Annotated in this window: 15 protein-coding genes; 9 read left to right on the top strand and 6 right to left on the bottom strand. The window is 74.4% G+C overall.

All coding sequences use genetic code 11. The features are described from left to right. Positions 1-45 precede the first annotated feature (45 nt). Both ACFYPD_RS05005 and ACFYPD_RS05000 read right to left on the bottom strand, forming a co-directional pair. The gene (locus tag ACFYPD_RS05005; protein ID WP_387108951.1) at positions 46-1,020 is read right to left on the bottom strand and encodes an ArsA-related P-loop ATPase; all 975 of its coding nucleotides are present in this window, start codon (positions 1,018-1,020) and stop codon (positions 46-48) included. Positions 1,021-1,046: 26 nt separating this feature from the next. Beyond that, the gene (locus ACFYPD_RS05000; RefSeq protein ID WP_387108948.1) at positions 1,047-1,634 is read right to left on the bottom strand and encodes a hypothetical protein; all 588 of its coding nucleotides are present in this window, start codon (positions 1,632-1,634) and stop codon (positions 1,047-1,049) included. A gap of 334 nt (positions 1,635-1,968) precedes the next feature. On the opposite strand from ACFYPD_RS05000, the gene ACFYPD_RS04995 reads away from it, so the two are divergent. From ACFYPD_RS04995 to ACFYPD_RS04965, 7 genes are all read left to right on the top strand, one after another. Continuing rightward, entirely contained in the window at positions 1,969-2,418 is a 450-nt protein-coding gene (locus tag ACFYPD_RS04995; protein ID WP_387109206.1) for a hypothetical protein, read from the top strand. 62 nt (positions 2,419-2,480) lie between these two features. After that, on the top strand, positions 2,481-2,636 hold the full coding sequence (locus ACFYPD_RS04990; protein ID WP_013289021.1) for a DUF4177 domain-containing protein: 156 nt from the start codon (positions 2,481-2,483) through the stop codon (positions 2,634-2,636). Between the two features lie 66 nt (positions 2,637-2,702). Next, on the top strand, positions 2,703-3,164 hold the full coding sequence (locus tag ACFYPD_RS04985) for a RidA family protein (RefSeq protein ID WP_387108946.1): 462 nt from the start codon (positions 2,703-2,705) through the stop codon (positions 3,162-3,164). Positions 3,165-3,281: 117 nt separating this feature from the next. Next, on the top strand, positions 3,282-4,109 hold the full coding sequence (locus ACFYPD_RS04980; RefSeq protein WP_387108944.1) for an MBL fold metallo-hydrolase: 828 nt from the start codon (positions 3,282-3,284) through the stop codon (positions 4,107-4,109). Next, a complete protein-coding gene (locus ACFYPD_RS04975; protein ID WP_387108942.1) occupies positions 4,106-7,687 on the top strand; it encodes an adenylate/guanylate cyclase domain-containing protein in 3,582 nt (1,193 codons plus the stop codon). The genes ACFYPD_RS04980 and ACFYPD_RS04975 overlap by 4 nt, the downstream gene beginning before the upstream one ends. Positions 7,688-7,791: 104 nt before the next feature. After that, the gene (locus tag ACFYPD_RS04970) at positions 7,792-8,274 is read left to right on the top strand and encodes a hypothetical protein (protein ID WP_387108941.1); all 483 of its coding nucleotides are present in this window, start codon (positions 7,792-7,794) and stop codon (positions 8,272-8,274) included. Positions 8,275-8,304: 30 nt separating this feature from the next. Then, positions 8,305-9,825, top strand: a complete 1,521-nt coding sequence (locus tag ACFYPD_RS04965; protein ID WP_387108938.1) for a serine/threonine-protein kinase — start codon at positions 8,305-8,307, stop codon at positions 9,823-9,825. Here ACFYPD_RS04965 and ACFYPD_RS04960 read toward each other — a convergent pair. Beyond that, positions 9,812-10,279 (bottom strand): hypothetical protein, encoded by a 468-nt coding sequence (locus ACFYPD_RS04960; protein WP_387108935.1) that lies wholly within the window; start codon positions 10,277-10,279, stop codon positions 9,812-9,814. The genes ACFYPD_RS04965 and ACFYPD_RS04960 overlap by 14 nt on opposite strands. A gap of 256 nt (positions 10,280-10,535) precedes the next feature. Here ACFYPD_RS04960 and ACFYPD_RS04955 point away from each other — a divergent pair, with 256 nt between their 5' ends. After that, positions 10,536-12,320 carry an alpha/beta hydrolase gene (locus ACFYPD_RS04955; protein WP_387108933.1) on the top strand — a complete coding sequence of 595 codons (1,785 nt, stop codon included), beginning with the start codon at positions 10,536-10,538 and terminating at the stop codon, positions 12,318-12,320. Positions 12,321-12,567: 247 nt separating this feature from the next. Then, a complete protein-coding gene (locus ACFYPD_RS04950; protein WP_387108930.1) occupies positions 12,568-13,770 on the top strand; it encodes a GH25 family lysozyme in 1,203 nt (400 codons plus the stop codon). Between the two features lie 57 nt (positions 13,771-13,827). Here ACFYPD_RS04950 and ACFYPD_RS04945 read toward each other — a convergent pair whose 3' ends face one another. Genes ACFYPD_RS04945 through ACFYPD_RS04935 form a run of 3 tightly spaced genes read right to left on the bottom strand, consistent with a single transcriptional unit; the run spans position 13,828 to position 18,619 of the window. Then, positions 13,828-15,018, bottom strand: coding sequence for an acyl-CoA dehydrogenase family protein (locus ACFYPD_RS04945; RefSeq protein ID WP_387108929.1), 1,191 nt, complete (start codon positions 15,016-15,018; stop codon positions 13,828-13,830). Further along, on the bottom strand, positions 15,015-17,006 hold the full coding sequence (locus tag ACFYPD_RS04940; protein WP_387108926.1) for a biotin carboxylase N-terminal domain-containing protein: 1,992 nt from the start codon (positions 17,004-17,006) through the stop codon (positions 15,015-15,017). The genes ACFYPD_RS04945 and ACFYPD_RS04940 overlap by 4 nt, the downstream gene beginning before the upstream one ends. A gap of 11 nt (positions 17,007-17,017) precedes the next feature. After that, positions 17,018-18,619 carry an acyl-CoA carboxylase subunit beta gene (locus ACFYPD_RS04935; RefSeq protein ID WP_387108924.1) on the bottom strand — a complete coding sequence of 534 codons (1,602 nt, stop codon included), beginning with the start codon at positions 18,617-18,619 and terminating at the stop codon, positions 17,018-17,020. Positions 18,620-18,635: the final 16 nt, after the last annotated feature.

The following is an 18,635-nucleotide window of genomic DNA, read 5'->3' as shown; positions in this document are numbered from 1 at the left end:
TCGGTCTCGAGGGTCTCTCTGCTCCGTGCCGGCCGCAGGTGTGAGTCAATCCGCCCGGACGAGCGTCTCGGCGAGCGTCTCCAGCCCCGCCCGGTCGACCCCGCCGGGCAGCAGCGGCAGCTCGGTCAGGGGCAGGCCCAGCTCCACCAGCTCGCCGCGGAGCGAGTCCTCCAGCTCCCGGCGTACCTGCTGGTCACGGGCCTCAGAGGCGAGGCCGGCCACGGTGCGGGCGTCGGTCGGCAGGCCGGCGGCGGCCAGGCCGCGCTTCAGCTCGGCGGCGGTCACCGGCCGGTCCGCCGGCACCGGGGGTCGGGCCCCGTTGACGATCACCCGGCCGACCGGGAAGCCGAGCTTGGTCAGCTCGGCGATCGCGTCGACGGTCTCCTGGACCGGCATCTCCTCCAGCAGCGTGACCACGTGCACCGCGGTCATGGGCGAACGGAGCAGCGCCGAGACCCCGTCGCTCTGGGTCTTGATCGGGCCCATCCTGGCCAGCCGGGCGGTCTCCGCGGTCACGTTGAGGAAGCGGCCGATCCGCCCGGTCGGCGGCGCGTCCAGCACCACCGCGTCGTACACCCGGCGCTGCCCACTGGTCCGGGTGGTCGCCTCCTTGACCTTGCCGGTGAGCAGCACGTCCCGCAGGCCCGGGGCGATGGTGGTGGCGAAGTCGATGGCACCCAGCTTGCGCAGCGCGCGGCCGGCCGCGCCGAGCTTGTAGAACATGTCCAGGTACTCGAGGAGCGCCTCCTCGGCGTCGACCGCCAGGGCACGCACCTCGCCGCCGCCCGGCGCGTCGGTCAGGCGCCGCTCCTCGTAGGGCAGCGGGTCGGTGCCGAAGAGCTGGGCGATGCCCTGCCGCCCCTCCACCTCGACCAGCAGGGTGCGCCGGCCGCCGGTGGCCAGCCCGAGGGCCAGCGCCGCCGCCACGCTGGTCTTGCCCGTGCCGCCCTTGCCGGTCACCACGTGCAGGCGGGCCGGCCATCTGCCGGCGGACTCGGCCGGCTGCTCAGTCGCTGCCACCCGTCGAGCCTATCCAGCCGCCGCGGTCAGGCGACCTCGCAGACCCACCAACCCGTCTTCCGCACCACGGTGAAGCGCAGTTCCTGGTCGGCCATCTTCTCGTCGGCCGTGGTCATGGTGACCCTGGTGCTGACCGTGGCCCGGTCACCGGTCTGGTTGTCCACCTTCGGGGTGGTCCAGCGGAACCGCGCGTTCTGGTACTGCCCGGCGTACTTCTGCACCTCGGCGACCTTGGCGGCGATCTTCTCGTCGTCGCGGGACGCCGAGCAGACGAAGGTGGCCGCCGCGCCGGCGTCCCGGTCCTTGTAGACCGCGGTGAGGAAGCCGTCCACCGCGACCGTCGGCTCCTTGGCGCCCTGGCCGTCCTCGGCCTGGCGCAGGGTGAGGAACGCGGCCGTGCCGCCACCGCCGCAGAGCAGGATCGCCGCGACCAGCACGATCGAGGCGATCAGCAGGCCGCGCCGCTTCTTCGGGGCCGCCGGCTGCGGGTACGGCGGGTAGCCGGGCGCCGGCGTGGGCAGGGCGCCGGGGGCCGGCGTGGCGCCGGCGGGCGGCTCCGGGTTGGCGGGACCTCCGGGCGAGCCGGCGGCGCCACCGATGGGCGGTTGGGTCATGTCTTTCCCCCGGGGTGCGGCGCGCCGACGCCGCCCCAGGCGACGGACACGTGATCGAGCGTGGCGGGCGAGCGCGGGCACTCATCCAGACCGGAAGGGTAGCGGTCGGCGGACGGCTTGCCAGCCCCGCGTACGCCGCGCCGGACGTGAGCCCGCCGCCGCCTTTCGGATCGGCAATGTGTCGCATATGTGACTGCAGGTGATCGGGTGTGCGCGTCCCGTTGCCGGGACTCCTCGCAGGTCCTACGTTCGTCGCGACGCGGGGCCGGACCGGGGGCGGGTTCCGAGCCGGATGGTGGTGACTGTGAACAGGTACGAGGCCCGGAGGCAGCGGATGCGCGACGCGGAGAACATTCCCCGAGCCCAGTTTCCCCCCGGTGAACGGGCGGGGCGGCCCGGCGACGCCGAGGGGCCCGGCACGGGAGCGCCGTTCAACGAGCGGTCCTACCGCCCGCCGACCGAGGTGGTCCGCACCCTGGTCCGGCCGGCCGGGCGGGGCCGCGACGAGGAGGAGCCCGGCTACGTCATCCACCTGCCGGTCCGGGTCCCCGACCTGGCGGCGGCCACCGCGCTCGCCGGCACCGTGGCCACCTCGCTGGGGTTCCTCAGTGAGCTGGACGCCGGCGAGACCACCGTCTCCACCGCGGACGACCAGAACAACCGGCACCGGGTCTTCTGCGACCTGCTGCTGCCCGACCGCACCCGGTGCCCGCAGCGGTACGAGCACGAGGGCCCCTGCGGCGAGCCGTCCGGTACGCCCGAGCAGCGTCCCGCGTCCCCGTAACGGCGACGGACCGTAGGCTGTGCCTGACCGAAGTCCATGTCAGGCAAGGGAGCCTTCACCCGATGCAGAAGTGGGAATACGCCACGGTCCCGTTGCTGGTCCACGCGACCAAGCAGATCCTCGACAACTGGGGCGAGGACGGCTGGGAGTTGGTCTCCGTGGTTCCCGGCCCGAACCCGGAGCAGCTCGTCGCCTACCTGAAGCGCCCGAAGGGCTGAGGCCGTGAGCGTGAGGAGTGAGCCGGGTTTGCGAGCCCCGCAGTCGCGAACGAAGGACGGCATGGCATGAGCAACGGACCGCACGCGAAGCTCGCGGAACTCGGCCTGACCCTGCCCGAGGTGACGTCGCCGCTGGCCAGCTACGTGCCGGCCGTCCAGTCCGGGCAGCACGTCTACGTCTCGGGCCAGCTCCCGATCGCCGAGGGCAAGCTGCTCGCCACCGGCAAGGTCGGTAACGGCGTCTCCGCCGACCAGGCGAAGGACCTGGCGCAGCGGTGCGCGCTGAACGCGCTCGCCGCGATCGACTCGCTGGTCGGGCTGGAGAACGTGGTCAAGATCGTGAAGCTGACCGGCTTCGTGGCCAGCGCGCCCGGCTTCACCGGCCAGCCCGGCGTGGTCAACGGCGCCTCCGAGCTGTTCGGCGCCGTCTTCGGCGAGGCCGGCCGGCACGCCCGCAGCGCGGTGGGCGTGGCCGAGCTTCCCCTCGACGCCCCCGTCGAGGTCGAGGTCATCGTCGAGGTCTCCTGACGCTGCATACCCGCGATCTTGCGGTACCGACGGGGCAGACGGCCCGCAAGGGGACATAACCCCTGGCGGTGCCGCAAGATCGCGGGGAGTGGCGGGCGGGGTCGTACGATCGCTGCCATGGGGCCTGTGACCGGAGCCGCAGGGGCGCTCGCGGACGAGCTGCCGGGATGGGTGACGCTGGTGCGTGCCCCGAACCCGGGGCCGATGACGCTCGACGGCACGAACACCTGGGTGCTGCGCGCCCCGGGCGCCGAGCGCGCCGTGGTGGTCGACCCCGGCCCGGCGGACGAGGAGCACCTGGCCGCGCTCGCCGCGCACGGCCCGGTCGGCTTCGTGCTGATCACCCACGGGCACGCCGACCACACCGAGGGCGCGCCGCGGCTGAGTGAGCTGCTCGGCGGGGCGCCGGTGCTCGCCGTCGACCCGGCGCACACCGTGGGCGGCGCGCCGCTGACCCCGGACACCGCGCTCGACGCCGGCCTGGAGATCCGCCTGCTGACCACCCCCGGGCACACCGCCGACTCGGTCTGCTTCCTGGTCGGGCACGGCGACGAGCGGGTCGTCCTCACCGGTGACACCATCCTCGGGCGGGGGACCACCGTGGTCGCCCACCCGGACGGGCACCTCGGCGACTACCTGTCGAGCCTGGAACTGCTCGCCACGTACCGGGGGATCCCGGCGTTGCCGGGCCACGGCCCGGCGCTGGCCGACTGCGGTGTGGCGGCCGAGTTCTACCTGGCCCACCGGCGGGCGCGGCTCGACCAGGTCCGCGCGGCGGTCGCCGCCGGCGCGACCACCGCGCCCGAGGTCGTCGAGCGGGTCTACGCGGACGTCGACCGGTCGCTGTGGTGGGCCGCCGAGTGGTCGGTCCGGGCCCAGTTGGAGTACCTCGGGGTGACCCCCCGGGAATCCGGCGCCGGGGGTACGGGGTTGGAGCAACCGTGACCTGCCCGGTGTGTGGAACCGTCGCCGTACCCGGCGCGCGGTTCTGCCACAACTGCGGAGCCGCCCTGCCGGCCGCCGCCTCGCTGCCCGCCGCCGAGCGGCGGGTGGTCACCGTGCTCTTCGGCGACCTCTCCGACTTCACCTCCTGGTCCGAGGACCTCGACCCGGAACGGGTCGGCGCCGTCACCGACCGGGTGCTGGCCGCCCTGGCGGGCGCGGTCAAGACCTTCGGCGGGCACGTCGACAAGCTCACCGGCGACGGGATCATGGCGGTCTTCGGCGCGCCGGTGGCGCACGAGGACGACGCCGAGCGCGCCGTCCGGGCCGCGCTCTCCATGCAGCGGGCGGTCCGCCGGGTGCTCGACGACGAGCGGGGCGGCGGCGCGCCGCTCGGGCTGCGGGTCGGGCTGAACACCGGTGACGTGATCGCCGGCATCCAGGCCGCGATCGAATACACCGTCATCGGTGACACGGTGAACACCGCCGCCCGGCTCGCCGACGCCGCCGCCGTGGGCGCGGTCTACGCGGGCGGGCGCACCTCCGCCGCCACCCGGCACGTCGCCTCCTGGCGTGCGCTGCGCCCGCTGCGGCTCAAGGGCAAGCGCGAGCCGGTCGAGGCGTACGAGCTGCTCGGCCTGCTGGACGCGCCGGGCACCCGGTCCGGCCTCGGCGACGAGGCGCCCTTTGTGGGCCGGGAGACCGAGATCGGCCGGGTCGCCGGCCGGCTCGCCGAGGTGATCGACCGGGGCGAGCCCCGGGTGCTGCTGATGACCGCCGAGGCGGGGATCGGCAAGTCCCGGTTCGCCGCCGAGGTGGAACGCCTCGCCGCCGGCTACGACGTCGGCGCCGGCCGGTACGCCGCGCACACCGGCGCCCGGGTGCTCTCCGTCCGCTGCGCCGCGTTCGGCGAGCGGCGCCGGCTCGCCCCCCTCGCCGACCTGGTCCGGGCGGCGGTCGGCCTGCCCAACGACGCCGCCACCGCGCTCACCCGGCCCGCCGTCGAGGAGCGGTTGCGCCGGCTCGGGCAGCGCCTCGGCCGGCTCCCCGGCGACCTGCCCCCGCTCGCCGTGGACCAGCTCCTGGCCCTGCTCGGGTACGCCGAACTCCCCGCCGCCACCGAGAACGGCGAGTGGAACGCGGCCTCCCCGCCGCCGGATGCCGAGGCGGTGCCCAACGCGGTCGCCGAGCTGCTCAGCGCGCTCGCCCGGGAGGCCCCGCTGGTGATCGTGGTGGACGACCTGCACGACGCCACCGCCGAGACGATCAAGGCGCTCGCGCTGACCCTCAACCGGCTCAGCGGCCCGGTGCTGGTGCTGCTGCTCGGCCGGCCCGAGCTGGTGCGGACCGCCGGCGCGCTGACCCGCGTCGCGGACGCCGAGGTGCACGGGCTGCCCCCGCTGCGCGGCGCCGACGCCTCCCGGCTGCTCACCAGCTATCTGAGCGGCGGCAAGCTGTCGACGGCCGACGCGGACCGGCTGCTCGCCACCGCCCAGGGCAACCCGTTCTACCTGGCCGAGCTGGTCACCCTGCTGATGGAGCGCGGCGCGCTGACCGCCGGACCGGGGCGGGACGCCAACGTCGGCTGGCGGCTCGCGCCCGGCTCGCTGGGCAGCCGCCTGCTCTCCCGCGACCTGGCCGCCGTGCTCGCCGCGCGCATCGACGCCCTGCCGCCGGACGCCCGCTCGGTGCTGCGGGACGCCGCGGTGGTCGGCGACACCGTCCCCGGCGGCGCGCTGGAGGCGCTGCGCGAGCAGCGCGTCGGGCGGGACGGCCGGCCGGCCGCGGTGGCCGCGGTCGAGCTGGACCGGGCCGTGGAGGAGCTGCTGCAACGCCGCATGCTGCACCGCACCCGCACCGGGTTCGCCTTCGCCACCCCGCTGATGCGGGAGGCCGCGTACGCCGGGGTGAGCAAGGCCGAGCTGGCCGAGCGGCACGCCGCGCTGGCGTCCTGGGCCGCCCCGGAGAGCGCCGACGGCGCCACCGCACCGCCTGGCGGGTTCACCGAGTCCGCCCGGGACGACTTCGTCGCCCAGCACGTCGAGCGGGCCGCGGCGCTCGCCGACGCGGTCAAGCTCCGCCCGGACGCGCCGGCCCGAGCGGTGGCCCCGCTCGGCGTCGCCGCGCTGGGCCGGGCCGCCCGCCGCGCGCTGCGGTCGGGGGAGCCGGCGATGGCCGTCGAGTACGCCGAACGCGCCGCCGAGCTGGCCCGCGAAGGGGTGCCGCTGGCCGACCGGGTGGTGCACGCCCGGGCGCTGCTCCAGATCGGCCGCCCGGCCGACGCGCTCGCTTTCGCCGAGAAGATCGCCGCCAACGCCGGGGACGCGGCGGCCACCCGGACCAGCGCGCTGCTGCTGGCCGGGCAGGCCCACCAGACGCTGGGTGACCCCGCCCGGGCCGAGCGGAGCTGGCAGGAGGCGTTGCAGGTGGCCACCGCCGCCAACCTGCCGACCATGCGCGCCTCGGCGATGCGCCGGCTCGGGATGGCCGACTTCATCGCCGGCCGGCTGGGTCAGGCGAGCAGCCGGCTGGCCGCCTCCTACCAGGTCAGCCTCGCGGCGAAGGACCCGCGTGGGCAGGCCTGGTCGTTGCAGAACCTGGCCTGGGTGACCACCACCCGGGGCGACTTCGCCGGCACCGACGCGGTGCTCGGCCGGGCCGCCCGGCTCTTCGCCGAGCTGAAGGACCCGTACGGGCGGGCCTGGCTGCGCGGCACCACCGCGTTCGCGCGGCTGCTCGCCGGCCGGCTCCGCGAGGCGTGCCGGATGGCGCAGGTGTTCCTGCCGTTCGGGGAGCGGGTCGGCGAGGCGTGGGCGGTGGGCACGCTGCGCGCCGTCGAGGCGTACGCCACCGCCGAGCTGGGTGAGCTGGCCGAGGCGGACCGGGCGGCACGCCGGGCGTACCGGGAGTTCGCCGAGGTCGGCGACGACTGGGGGCAGGGCTTCGCGCTGGTGGTGCGCGGCGTGGTGGCGCGCGGGCTGGGCGAGCCGGAGCACGCCGCCGACCTGCTCACCGACGCCCTCGCGTACGCCGACCGCACCGCGCACCCGCTGCTCACCGGGATGGCCGGGACGCTGCGCGGCTTCGTGGCGCTGGACATGGGCGACGCCGGCACGGCCGAGCGGGAGGCCCGGTCGGTGCTGACCACCGTGGAGCCGCACAACCCGCAGGCCCCCGCCCAGGTGGCGCCCCGGGTGCTGCTCGCCATGGCCCGGCTCGCCGCCGGCGACCCGGCGACCGCCGTGGGGCTGCTCGCCCCGGTCGCCACCACCGCCGCCAACACCCCGTCGCTGCTCTTCTCCCGCCGCCAGACCATGGCCCGGTACGCGTCCGCGCTGCTCGCCTACGGCCAGCGCGAGCAGGCGGTGGACTGGGCGCAGCGGGCGGTGTCCGCTCCCGCCGAGGACGTGCGCAGCCAGGTCATCGCGCGGATGGTGCTGGCCGAGGCGCTCGCCGCCTGCGGCCGCCCGGCCGAGGCGCTGGCCAGCGCCGAGGAGGCGGTGCGGTTGGCGTACGCCACCGAGCAGCGCAGTGAGCGGGCCGTCGCCGACGCGCTCCGCGACCGCCTCGCCGCGCACTGATCCCGACCCCGGTTCTGCCGGTTCCGGGGATGTGCCCGTCGGAGGTGGCGGTTAGCGTGGGGGCGAGGGCCGTCCACGCCGACGGCCAGGGTTGGGGAGGGACGATGAGGCTGCCGCGCTCCGGCGCCGGCTGGACGATCGCGGTGTTCGGGCTTCTGGCGCTGCTGCTCGGCGCGCTGGGGCTGATCTGGCCGGAAACCCAGCTCCGCCTGCTCGGCTTCGAGGTGCCGGCCGAACGCGCCCCGGGCGACTACACCGGCACGTTCCTCACGGCGTCCTCGATGGCCTCGTTCAACATGGGGGTCTACTACCTGCTCGCGGTGGCCACCGAGTGGCGGCCGTTCTACCGGTTCACCGTCTGGTTCCGGCTGGTCACGTTCACCGTCTTCAGCATCGCGGTGCTCTCCGACGTCGCCCCGGACCGGTTCTTCGGGGTCGCCGCCTGGGAGGGCCTGGGCGCGGTCGCGACCGCCGTCGGCCTGTGGTGGGACGCCCGCCGGACGGCCGCCGGGCCGGGCCGGTCGGCCGCGGCGGACGACACCGCTCCGGGCCCGGGCCCGGTTCCGGTGACCGACGCGGTGCACTGAGCGACCCGGACCGTTGGGTATTTTCGAGTCGTGACCGAGACCCCGCCCGGCGCCCTGCGGCTGCCCATCGTGCCCGGTCTGACCGACCTGGAGGTCTTCGCCCGGGGCGGCTACGCCACCGTCTACCGGGCCACCCAGATCTCGGTCGGGCGCGAGGTCGCGGTCAAGGTGGAGAACCGCACGCTGGACAGCGACCGGGACCAGGCGCGCTTCCTGCGCGAGGCGCGGGCGGCCGGCAAGATGTCCTCCCACCCGCACGTGGTGGACCTCTTCGACGTCGGGGTCACCGTCGACCAGCACCCCTACCTGATCATGGAGCTCTGCGACGGCTCGTACGCGGAGCGGATGCGCCGGTGCCCCCTGGGCGCGGTGGAGGCCCGCGATCTCGGCGTGAAGATCGCCGACGCGCTGGCACACTCGCACGCGGCCGGGGTGCTGCACCGGGACGTCAAGCCGGCCAACATCCTCTACTCGCACTTCAACTCGGCGGTGCTGGCCGACTTCGGGCTGGCGGTGCTGGCCGAGGTGCGCGACGCCTCGGTCACCCTGGAGGTGCTCACCCCGGCGTACGCGCCGCCGGAGATGTTCAGCCACAGCCCGCCCAGCCCGGCCGTGGACGTCTACGCGCTCTGCGCCACCCTCTACGCGGTGATGCACGGCCGTCCGCCGCGCTGGCAGTCCGAGCGCAACCCGAGCCTGGTCACCGTGCTGGAGATGTTCCAGCAGCCGATTCCCGGCCTGCCGGGGGTGCCCGAAGAGCTGGTCGACGTGCTGCGGCTGGGCATGGCGAACGACCCGGGCGAGCGGCCCTCCGCCGTCGAGCTGCGCGGCATGCTCGCCGCGCTCCCGCTGGACCCGGGCGGCGCCCCGGTGAGCGGCGCGCCGTATTCGGGGGCTCCGGTCAGCGGCGGCCCGACCACCGGCGGCCATCCGCTGACCCGCGCCGGCCAGCCGAGCCCGCGCCGGCCGGCGGAGGACGCCCACCCGACCGTACCGACCCGCGGCCGGCGCTGGCCGCGGCGCTGGTTCCTCGGCGGGGCGGGGGTGCTCGCGCTCGGCGCCTCGGCCGCGGCGGGCGCCTGGCTGGCCGATGGCGCGCCGGCCGTGGTGTCGCCGACGCCGGTGGCCAGCGGGGCGGTCGAGCCGTCCGGCGCGAGGGTGGCGCCCGGCTGCGCGGCGGGCGACGTCCGCCTGCCGGCGGGTGCCCACTGCGCGTCCGAACTGGAGTGTTACGGCCCGGTACGGCTGCGCCGCGACCGGGCCGAGGCTACCCGGGTGCCCTGCGACGGCCGGCACACCTGGGAGACCTACGCCGAGGGTGACCTGCCGGCCGCGCTGGCCGGTGCGGGCCACGACGCGGTGGTCGCCGACCCGGCCGTCCAGCAGGTCTGCAGCGTCAGCACGTTCCGGCTGGTCAGCGGCGTCCGGCAGGTGACCGGCTGGAACCTGGAGGTGCTGCCGCCGGCCGGGACGGACCTGGACCGCACCTACCGTTGCCTGGCGGGGCGGGGCGTGGACGCGCTGGCCGTGCCGACCCTCATCGGTCGCTGACCCCGTTCGCCGTCCGCTGCTGCCGCACCGCCCGTGGGTCCAGTGCGCCCAGCGTGTCGGCGTCGCCGGGGAAAACGCCGCCGGACGCCCGCAGGTCCCGGACCGCCCGCGGGTCGAGCGCCTCCAACGTGTCGGCGTCGCCCGCGTAGCCGCCGCCCGGCGTGCGGAGCTGCCTGACCGCCCGGGGGTCGATCGCCTCCAGGGTGTCGGCGTCCAATCCGTACGCGGTGGGGACGGGCCACTCGTCGGTCGGGGCGTCGGCGCGGGGAGGGGCCTGCCGGGCGGCCGTCACCGTCACCCCGGCGATCATGCCGAGCAGGACGCAGGCCAGGGCCAGCACCACCGACAGGATGCCGGCCGGGCGCCACACCACCAACGTCACCAGCGCCGCCACCGTCGCCACCGACGCGACGACGGCCTTGACCCGCGCATCGGGCTTCGGGAACGAACTCACCCGACAAGCATGGCCCAGGGCGTCGAGCTGTCAACTGCCGGACCGGTACGGCTCCCCGTCGATGGCGTTCGCGGAGCCGACCATCCTCCATTCGGGAGAGCAGCAAAAGCGTCGATCAAGACAATTTCGTTACATCAATCGGCAATCTGTCGCTTCCGTCCGCGTTTGGCGGGCTACTTCGGCTGGCCTTGATCCCTAAAGTGACGGGTGTCGAGGTCTCCTCGACGGACCCAGTTCCCCACCGGAAGGCAGCCACATGCCACGTGCAATCCGGTCCCTCACCGCAACAGGGATCGCCGGCCTCGTCCTCGCCGGATCGGCGGTCGCGCCCGCCGCGGCCGCGGCCGCGACGCCGCAACCGCCGGCGTACGACCGGACCAGCGCCGCCGAGGCGCGCCGGGTCGACCGCGTGCCCACCCCGAAGCTCGACTGGTACGCCTGCTACGACTACGCCGACTGCGCCACGGTCCGGCTCCCGCTGGACTACGACAACCCGAAGGGCGCCACCACCGAGATCGCGCTGCTCCGGGTCAAGGCCCGCGACCAGCAGCACAAAATCGGCAGCCTGTTCCTCAACCCGGGTGGCCCGGGCGGCTCCGGCACCAGCATCGCGCTCGCCGCACCGTACTTCCTCGGCGACGACCTGCTCGACCGCTTCGACATCGTCGGCGTCGACCCGCGCGGCGTCGCCTCCAGCGACAACGTCAAATGCTTCCCGTCGGTGAAGGACCAGACCCGGGCGTACGCCGGGCTGAACGTCGCCTTCCCGTTCACGAAGGCCGAGGAGAAGGCGTACGTCGCGGCGTCGAAGGCGGTCGGCAAGGGCTGCTCGACCACCGGCAAGCCCCTGACCGGCGCGGCGTCCACCGCCGAGGTGGCCCGCGACATGGACGTGCTGCGCCGCGCGGTCGGCGACAAGAAGCTCAGCTACCTGGGCTTCAGCTACGGCACGGCGCTGGGGCAGTACTACGCCACCATGTTCCCGGACCGGTTCCGCGCCCTGGTGGTCGACGGCGTGCTCAACCCGAACGCCTGGGTCGGCCAGGGCAAGGCCCGCAACCAGCTCCAGGAGACGCGGCTGCGCAGCGCCGACGGCGCGTACCGGGCGCTGCACGAGATCCTGGTCCGGTGCGCCAAAGCCGGCGCGGAGAAGTGCACGCTGGCCTCGGGCGGCGACCCCGTCGTCGCCTACGAGACGGTGGCGCAGCGGCTGCGCAAGAAGCCGCTGGTGGTGGACGACCCGGACGCCGGGCAGTTCACCGTCAGCTACGCCGACTTCGTCGGCGCGACCCTCAGCTACCTCTACGACCCGAGCGGCTGGCAGTACGTCGTGGACCTCACCGGTGAGCTGCTGGTGCTGACCGACCCGACCGCGACCGCGTCCGACCGGGCGGAGGCGCGCACCGCGGTGGCACAGCGGGCCGCCCAGGCCCGCCGGCAGCGGGGATACGACTTCCCGTACGACAACGGGCTGGAGACGTTCCTGACGGTGGACTGCACCGACGCGTACCACCCGAAGAGCGCGGACGCCTGGCCGGCGCTGTCGGCCAAGGAGGACAAGCGGGCGCCGTACTTCGGCCGGGCCTGGGCCTGGGGCACCGCACCCTGCGCCCGCAACACCTGGACCGTGCGGGACGAGGACGCCTTCACCGGCCCGTTCAACCGGACCACCGCCGCCCCGGTGCTGGTGGTCGGCAACTACTGGGACCCGGCGACCAACTACCAGGGCGCGGTCAGCTCGGCCGAGCTGCTGCCGAACAGCCGACTGCTGAGCAGCGACAGCTGGGGGCACACCGCCTACGGCACCTCGGCCTGCGTGACCGGCGCGGTCGACGCGTACCTGCTCCAGGGGACGCTGCCCGCCAAGGGCACGCTCTGCACCGGTGACGCGCAGCCGTTCCAGGACGAGCCGGCGGCCAGTCGGGCGAAGGCCTCGACGAGCGACCTGGCCCGGGCCGGTGAGCCGGGTCGGGGCGAGCCGAAGCGGCTGCCGCCGGTGGTTGCGCCGCTGCCGGCGGTCGGCACGCTGACCGTCCGCTGAGGGACCCCCGGGGTACGGCGGGTGATCGGGCACCCGCCGTACCCCGGGCCCGGACGACGCGGGCGATCGGGACACCGTGGAGCGGGTCCGGCGGGTTAGAGTACGGCCGAACCCCGCTCCCGCCGATCCCGGCCCGAATGCGGGGGCTCTCCGCCGCCGTGATCCGCCCCTTGGCGACCGGCGGTCCTCGACCTCCCGACCAAGAGGATTCCCGACATCCATGTCAAGAAGATGGATCTCTGTCCTGATGTCCGCCGGGCTCGCGCTCGGCGCGCTCGGCATGGCGCAGCCGGTCAGTGCGGCCGACTCCGCTCCTGATGGTGGTGGCCGCGCGAACGCCGGCGTGAAGCCGGGCGCGCGCACGAGCTCAGCGTCCACGACTGCCACCATTCCGGCCGGCTACACAATCCGCGGCATCGACGTCTCCAGCCACGACCACAACCTCGGCCCGATCGACTGGCCGGCCGTGGCGAGCGGTGGCTACAAGTTCGCGTACGTCAAGGCGACCGAGGGGCAGACGTACCGCAACCCCTACTTCGCCGAGGACTACGCGGCGGCCAAGGCCGCCGGGCTGCTCGTCGGCGCTTACCACTTCGCCCGCCCGGACGGGCGTGACCCGGTCACCGAGGCGAACTTCTTCGTCGACAACGCGCAGTTCGCCAAGGACAGCCAGACACTCGTGCCCATGGTGGACATCGAGTGGCCGTACTGGGCCGGTGCGCCGACCTGCTACGGGCTGACCCCGACCGAGATGTCCGGCTGGATCCGGTCCTTCACCGACCAGGTCCGGGCCCGCATCGGCCGGCCGGTGATGATCTACACCAACACCAACTACTGGAACCCGTGCACCGGCAACAACGCGTCCTTCGGCGCCAACCCGCTGGACATCGCCGGCTACACCGCCACCCGCCCGCCCCTGCCGGCCGGCTGGACGACGGAGACCATCTGGCAGTACGCCGCCGGTGACCCCAGCAAGCCGGGCAACTACAGCCAGAACGTGTTCAACGGCGACTACCCGGCCCTCACCCGGCTCACCGGCGCTCCGGCGGCTGCGGCCCCGGTCGCCCTCCGTGCCCGGATCAACAGCCGCTACGTCGTGGCCGAGAGCGCCGGGGCCAAGCCGCTGATCGCCAACCGGACCTCGGTCGGGCTGTGGGAGCAGTTCGACGTGGTCGACGCGGGCGACGGCTTCGTCGCCCTCCGCGCACGCGCCAACGGCCGGTACGTGGTGGCGGAGGGCGGGGGCGGCCAGCCGCTGATCGCCAACCGTACGTCGGTCGGTGCCTGGGAGAAGTTCACCATCATCAACAATCCGGACGGCACCATCAGCCTCCGGGCCAACGCCAACGGCCGGTACGTGGTGGCGGAGAACGCGGGCACCCAGCCGCTCATCGCCAACCGCACGTCGATCGGCCCCTGGGAGAAGTTCGACCGGATCGCCACCTCCTGAGCCGCCGCTGTTGCCCGGCGCCCTGACGAGGGGCGCCGGGCAACAGCGTTTGTCGCCTCAGTAGGACTTGTCCTGGCCGAGTACGTGCTGGGCGACGAAGTTGAGGATCATCTCGCGGCTGACCGGGGCGATCCGGCCGGCCCGGACCGCACCCAGCAGGGTTGCCACGCCGTACTCCGTGGTCATGCCGGCGCCGCCCAGCGCCTGCACGGCGGTGTCCACGGCGAGCGCGGCGGCCTCGCCGGCCGCGTACTTGGCCATGTTGCCGGCAACACCGGCCTCCAGGTCGCGGCCGGCGTCGTAGAGGGTCGCCGCCTTGTGGATCATCAGGCGGGCCAGCTCCACCTGGACCGCCGCGTGGGCGAGCGGGTGGGCGACGCCCTGGTGCGAGCCAATGCTCTTCCCGCCCCACACCGTGCGGGTGGCGGTGTACTCGCTGGCCCGCTCGACGGCGTACCGGCCGGTGCCGGCGCCCATCGCGGCGACCGTGATCCGCTCGGGGTTGAGGCCGGAGAAGAGCGCCGGCAGCCCGGCGTCCAGGGACTCGCCGACCAGCGCGTCGGCGGGCAGCCGGACGTCGTCCAGGTAGAGCAGGAACTGGTTCTCCGGGGACAGGATCTCCATGTCCAGCTTGGACCGCTCCAGCCCGGGGGCGTCGGTCGGCACGATGAACAGCGCCGGCTTCAGCTTCTGTGGAGCTGCGTCCCCTGAGCCGGCACTGCCGTCTCCGACGGCGACCCTGGCCACCACCAGCACGTGCCCCGCCTCGTCGACCCCGGAGATGTAGCACTTGCGGCCGGTCAGCAGCCAGTCGTCGCCGTCGCGGCGGGCCACCGTGCCGAGGCGGTGGAAGTTCGACCCGGCCTCCGGCTCGGTGATCGCGAAGACGATCTTCTGCGAGCCGTCGGCGAGGCCGGGCAGGTGGCGCTTGCGCTGCTCGTCGGTGCCGTGCTTGTTGATGACGGTGGCCGCGATGGCGGGCGAGACCACGAGCAGCAGCAGCGGGCAGCCGGCCGCGGCCAGCTCCTCGCAGACGATGGCCAGCTCGGTGATGCCGCCGCCCCCGCCGCCGTACTCGGTAGGGATGTTGACGCCCAGATAGCCGAGCCGGCCGGCCTCCTGCCACAGCTCGGTGGTGTGCGCACCAGCCTTGGCCTTCTCGACGAAGTAACCGTGGCCGTACTTCCGCCCGAGCGCCCGGACGGCGTCGCGGAGCTGGTCCTGCTCGGGGGTGAGGTCGAAGTTCATCGCGGGTCCTCCTCAAGACTGACCACGGCCAGCACGGCCCCGGTGTCGACCTGGCCGCCCGCCGGCACGGGCAGCTCCGCCACCACGCCGTCGGTCGGCGCGAGCACGGGGTGTTCGAGCTTCATCGCTTCGAGGGTCAGCAGCAGGTCGCCGGCGGCGACCCGCTGGCCGACCTCGACGTGCACCCGGGTGACCGCGCCGGGCAGCGGCGCCAGCAGCGACCCGGCCGCCAGCTCCGCGGTGGGCAGGGGGAAACGGGGCAGCTCGGTGAGGCTCGCCGCCCCGTCCGGGCCGTCCACGAAGACCTCCGAGCCCACCCGGTGTACGCGGAACGCCCGCCGCACCCCGTCGACGTCGAGCACGACGCGGTCCGGGGCGGCCTCGACCACGGTCACGGCCGGGGAGGCAGCGGACCTGGTGCCCTCACCGGCCGGTGACACGGACCAGTCGGCGAGTGCGCCGGTGCGGTCCAGCCGGTACCGGACCTCGATCTCGCCGTCGGGCCCGGCGAGGCGGGTGACCTGCGGGAAGGCCGGCACGTTGCGCCAGCCCGACGGCAGCCCGCCCAGCAGGGGCGCGGACGCCCGACGCCCGGCGGCGCCCGCCAGCGCGGCGGCCAACGCGACCAGGGGGAGCTGGTCGGCGGGGAGCAGCGGGGCGAAGACCTCGGGATGCCGGTCCAGGAAGCCGGTGTCGATGTCCACGGCGCCGAACTCGCGGCTGCGCAGCACCCGGACCAGCAGGTCCCGGTTGGTGGCGACGCCGTGCAGTTCGGCCCGGGCCAGCGCGCCGGCGAGGGCGCGGACCGCCTCGGCCCGGGTGGGCGCCCAGGCGATCAGCTTGGCGAGCATCGAGTCGTAGTGGACGCTGACCGTCGAGCCGTCGGTCACGCCGGAGTCGAGTCGCAGGCCCTTCGTCGGGGTGAACTCGCCGGCCACCCCCGGGATCGCGAGCCGGTGCAGGGTGCCGGTGGCCGGGCGGAAGCCCTGGGCCGGGTCCTCGGCGCAGAGCCGCACCTCGATGGCGTGTCCCTCGGCCGGCGGGGTGGCCGTCAGCGGCAGCGGCTCGCCCTCGGCGACGAGCAGTTGCAGCCGGACGAGATCCAGCCCGGTGGTCAGCTCGGTGACCGGGTGCTCCACCTGGAGGCGGGTGTTCATCTCCAGGAAGTGGACCTGCCCGTCGGGGGCGAGCAGGAATTCCACCGTGCCCGCGCCCACGTAGTCGACCGCCCGGCCGGCGGCCACCGCCGCCTCGTGCAGCCGCTCGCGCACCTCGGCAGGCAGGACGCCCGGCGCCTCCTCGACGATCTTCTGGTGCCGGCGCTGGATCGAGCAGTCGCGCGCCCCGAGGGCCACCACCGTGCCGTGGCTGTCGCCGAAGATCTGCACCTCGACGTGCCGGCCGCGTTCGACGTACCGCTCGATGAAGACCGTGCCGTCGCCGAACGCGGCGGCCGCCTCGCGGCGCGCGCCCGCGACGGCCTCGGCGAGCCCGGCGGCGTCGCGGACCACCCGCATGCCCCGGCCGCCACCGCCCGCGGCCGCCTTGACCAGCACCGGGAAGTCGGTCACCTGGTCGGCCTCGGTCCAGGTCGGCAGCATCGGCACGCCCGCGTCGGCGAGCAGCGCCTTGGCCGCCATCTTGTCGCCCATGGCGGCGATCGCCTTGGCGGGCGGGCCGACCCAGGTGAGCCCCGCGTCGGTGACCGCGGCGGCGAACTCCGCGTTCTCGGCCAGGAACCCGTAACCCGGGTGGACCGCGTCCGCGCCGGCCCGGCGGGCCGCGTCCAGGACCAGGTCGATCCGCAGGTACGTCTCGGCCGGCGTGTTGCCGGGCAACCGGACGGCCTGGTCGGCCTCGGCCACGAAGGGCGCGTCGGCGTCCGCGTCGGAGTGCACGGCGACCGTCTCCACGCCGAGCGCCCGGCAGGTGGCGAAGACCCGGCGGGCGATCTCGCCCCGGTTGGCGACCAACAACCGACTGATCATCAGTTGACCCCTCACATCCGGAAGACGCCGAAGCCGTCGGCGCCCTTCACCGGTCCGTTGTGGATCGCCGACAGGCAGAGCCCGAGGACGGTACGGGTGTCCCGGGGGTCGATCACCCCGTCGTCGTAGAGCCGGCCGGAGAGGAAGAGCGCCCCGGACTGGGACTCGATCTGCTGCTCGACCATCATCCGCATGGCGGCGTCGGAGTCCTCGTCGAACTCGCGGCCCCGGGCGGCGGCGGCCTGCCGGGCGACGATGGAGAGCACCCCGGCGAGCTGCGCCGGCCCCATCACCGCCGACTTGGCGTTCGGCCAGGTGAACAGGAACCGCGGCTCGTACGCCCGGCCGCACATGCCGTAGTTGCCGGCCCCGTACGAGGCGCCGAGGTTGACGGTCAGGTGCGGGACCTTCGAGTTCGACACCGCGTTGATCATCAGGGCGCCGTGCTTGATGATGCCCCGCTGCTCGTACTCGGTGCCGACCATGTAGCCGGTGGTGTTCTGGAGGAAGACGAGCGGGGTGTCGGCCGCGTTGGCGAGCTGGATGAACTGGGCGGCCTTCTGCGCCTCCTCGCTGAACAGCACACCCCGGGCGTTGGCCAGCACACCGACCGGGTAGCCGTGCAGCTCGCCCCAGCCGGTGACCAGCGCCGTGCCGTAGCCGGGCTTGAACTCGTCGAACTCGCTGCCGTCGAGCACCCGGGCCAGCACCTCGCGCGGATCGAACGGCACCTTGAGGTCGGCGCTGGCGATGCCGAGCAGCTCGTCGGGGTCGTACTTGGGTGGCGGGGGGAACGGGTTGCGCGGCGCGGGACCCTGCTTGCGCCAGTTGAGCCGGCGTACGCACTGCCGGGCCAGCCGGATGCCGTCCCGCTCGTCCTCGGCCAGGAAGTCGGCCAGGCCGGACTTCGCGGAGTGCATGACCGCGCCGCCCAGCGACTCGTCGTCGGTGACCTCGCCGGTGGCCATCTTCACCAGCGGCGGCCCGGCCAGGTAGACCTGGGACCGGTCCCGGATCATGATCGTGTAGTCCGACATGCCCGGCACGTACGCGCCACCCGCGGTGGCGTTGCCGAAGACCACGCTGACCGTGGGGATCTTCGCCGCGGAGAGCCGGGTCAGGTCGCGGAACACCAGGCCGCCCGGGATGAAGATCTCGGCCTGGGTGGGCAGGTCCGCACCGGCGCTCTCCACCAGGTTGACCATGGGCAGCCGGTTGGCCAGGGCGATCTCGCCGGCCCGCCGGGTCTTGGCGAGCGCCCAGGGGTTCACCGCGCCGCCGCGTACCGTCGGGTCGTTGGCGACGACCAGGCACTCCACACCCTCGACCACCCCGATGCCGGTGACCGTGCTGGCCCCGACCGGGAAGTCGGTGCCGTACGCGGCCACCGGCGACAGCTCCAGGAACGGGCTGTCCTGGTCGAGCAGCAGCTCGATCCGCTCCCGGGGGAGCAGCTTGCCCCGCTTGTGGTGGCGGGTCACGTACTTCTCGCCGCCACCGGCCCGGGCCTGGTCCAGCGCGGTCTCCAGCTCGGCGAGGCGTTCCAGCAGTGCCTCCCGGTTGGCCCGGTGGGCCGGCGAGGACGGGTCGAGCCCGCTGTCGAGTGTCGTCACAGCGATCCTTCCGTTC

The sequence above is a fragment of the Micromonospora sp. NPDC005299 genome, assembly GCF_042872345.1.
Classification (GTDB): Bacteria; Actinomycetota; Actinomycetes; order Mycobacteriales; family Micromonosporaceae; genus Micromonospora.
Note: the sequence above shows the minus strand (reverse complement) of the source record. Positions and strands in the feature narration are given on the sequence as shown.

What these genes read in the sequence shown, in the direction of transcription:
- ACFYPD_RS04970 (WP_387108941.1), top strand. Translation starts at nt 7,792, where the DNA reads ATGAGGCTGCCGCGCTCCGGCGCCGGCTGGACGATCGCGGTGTTCGGG.
- ACFYPD_RS04940 (WP_387108926.1), bottom strand. Translation starts at nt 17,006, where the DNA reads ATGATCAGTCGGTTGTTGGTCGCCAACCGGGGCGAGATCGCCCGCCGG.
- ACFYPD_RS04950 (WP_387108930.1), top strand. Translation starts at nt 12,568, where the DNA reads ATGTCCGCCGGGCTCGCGCTCGGCGCGCTCGGCATGGCGCAGCCGGTC.
- ACFYPD_RS04955 (WP_387108933.1), top strand. Translation starts at nt 10,536, where the DNA reads ATGCCACGTGCAATCCGGTCCCTCACCGCAACAGGGATCGCCGGCCTC.
- ACFYPD_RS04980 (WP_387108944.1), top strand. Translation starts at nt 3,282, where the DNA reads ATGGGGCCTGTGACCGGAGCCGCAGGGGCGCTCGCGGACGAGCTGCCG.
- ACFYPD_RS04995 (WP_387109206.1), top strand. Translation starts at nt 1,969, where the DNA reads ATGCGCGACGCGGAGAACATTCCCCGAGCCCAGTTTCCCCCCGGTGAA.
- ACFYPD_RS04985 (WP_387108946.1), top strand. Translation starts at nt 2,703, where the DNA reads ATGAGCAACGGACCGCACGCGAAGCTCGCGGAACTCGGCCTGACCCTG.
- ACFYPD_RS04945 (WP_387108929.1), bottom strand. Translation starts at nt 15,018, where the DNA reads ATGAACTTCGACCTCACCCCCGAGCAGGACCAGCTCCGCGACGCCGTC.
- ACFYPD_RS05000 (WP_387108948.1), bottom strand. Translation starts at nt 1,634, where the DNA reads ATGACCCAACCGCCCATCGGTGGCGCCGCCGGCTCGCCCGGAGGTCCC.
- ACFYPD_RS04990 (WP_013289021.1), top strand. Translation starts at nt 2,481, where the DNA reads ATGCAGAAGTGGGAATACGCCACGGTCCCGTTGCTGGTCCACGCGACC.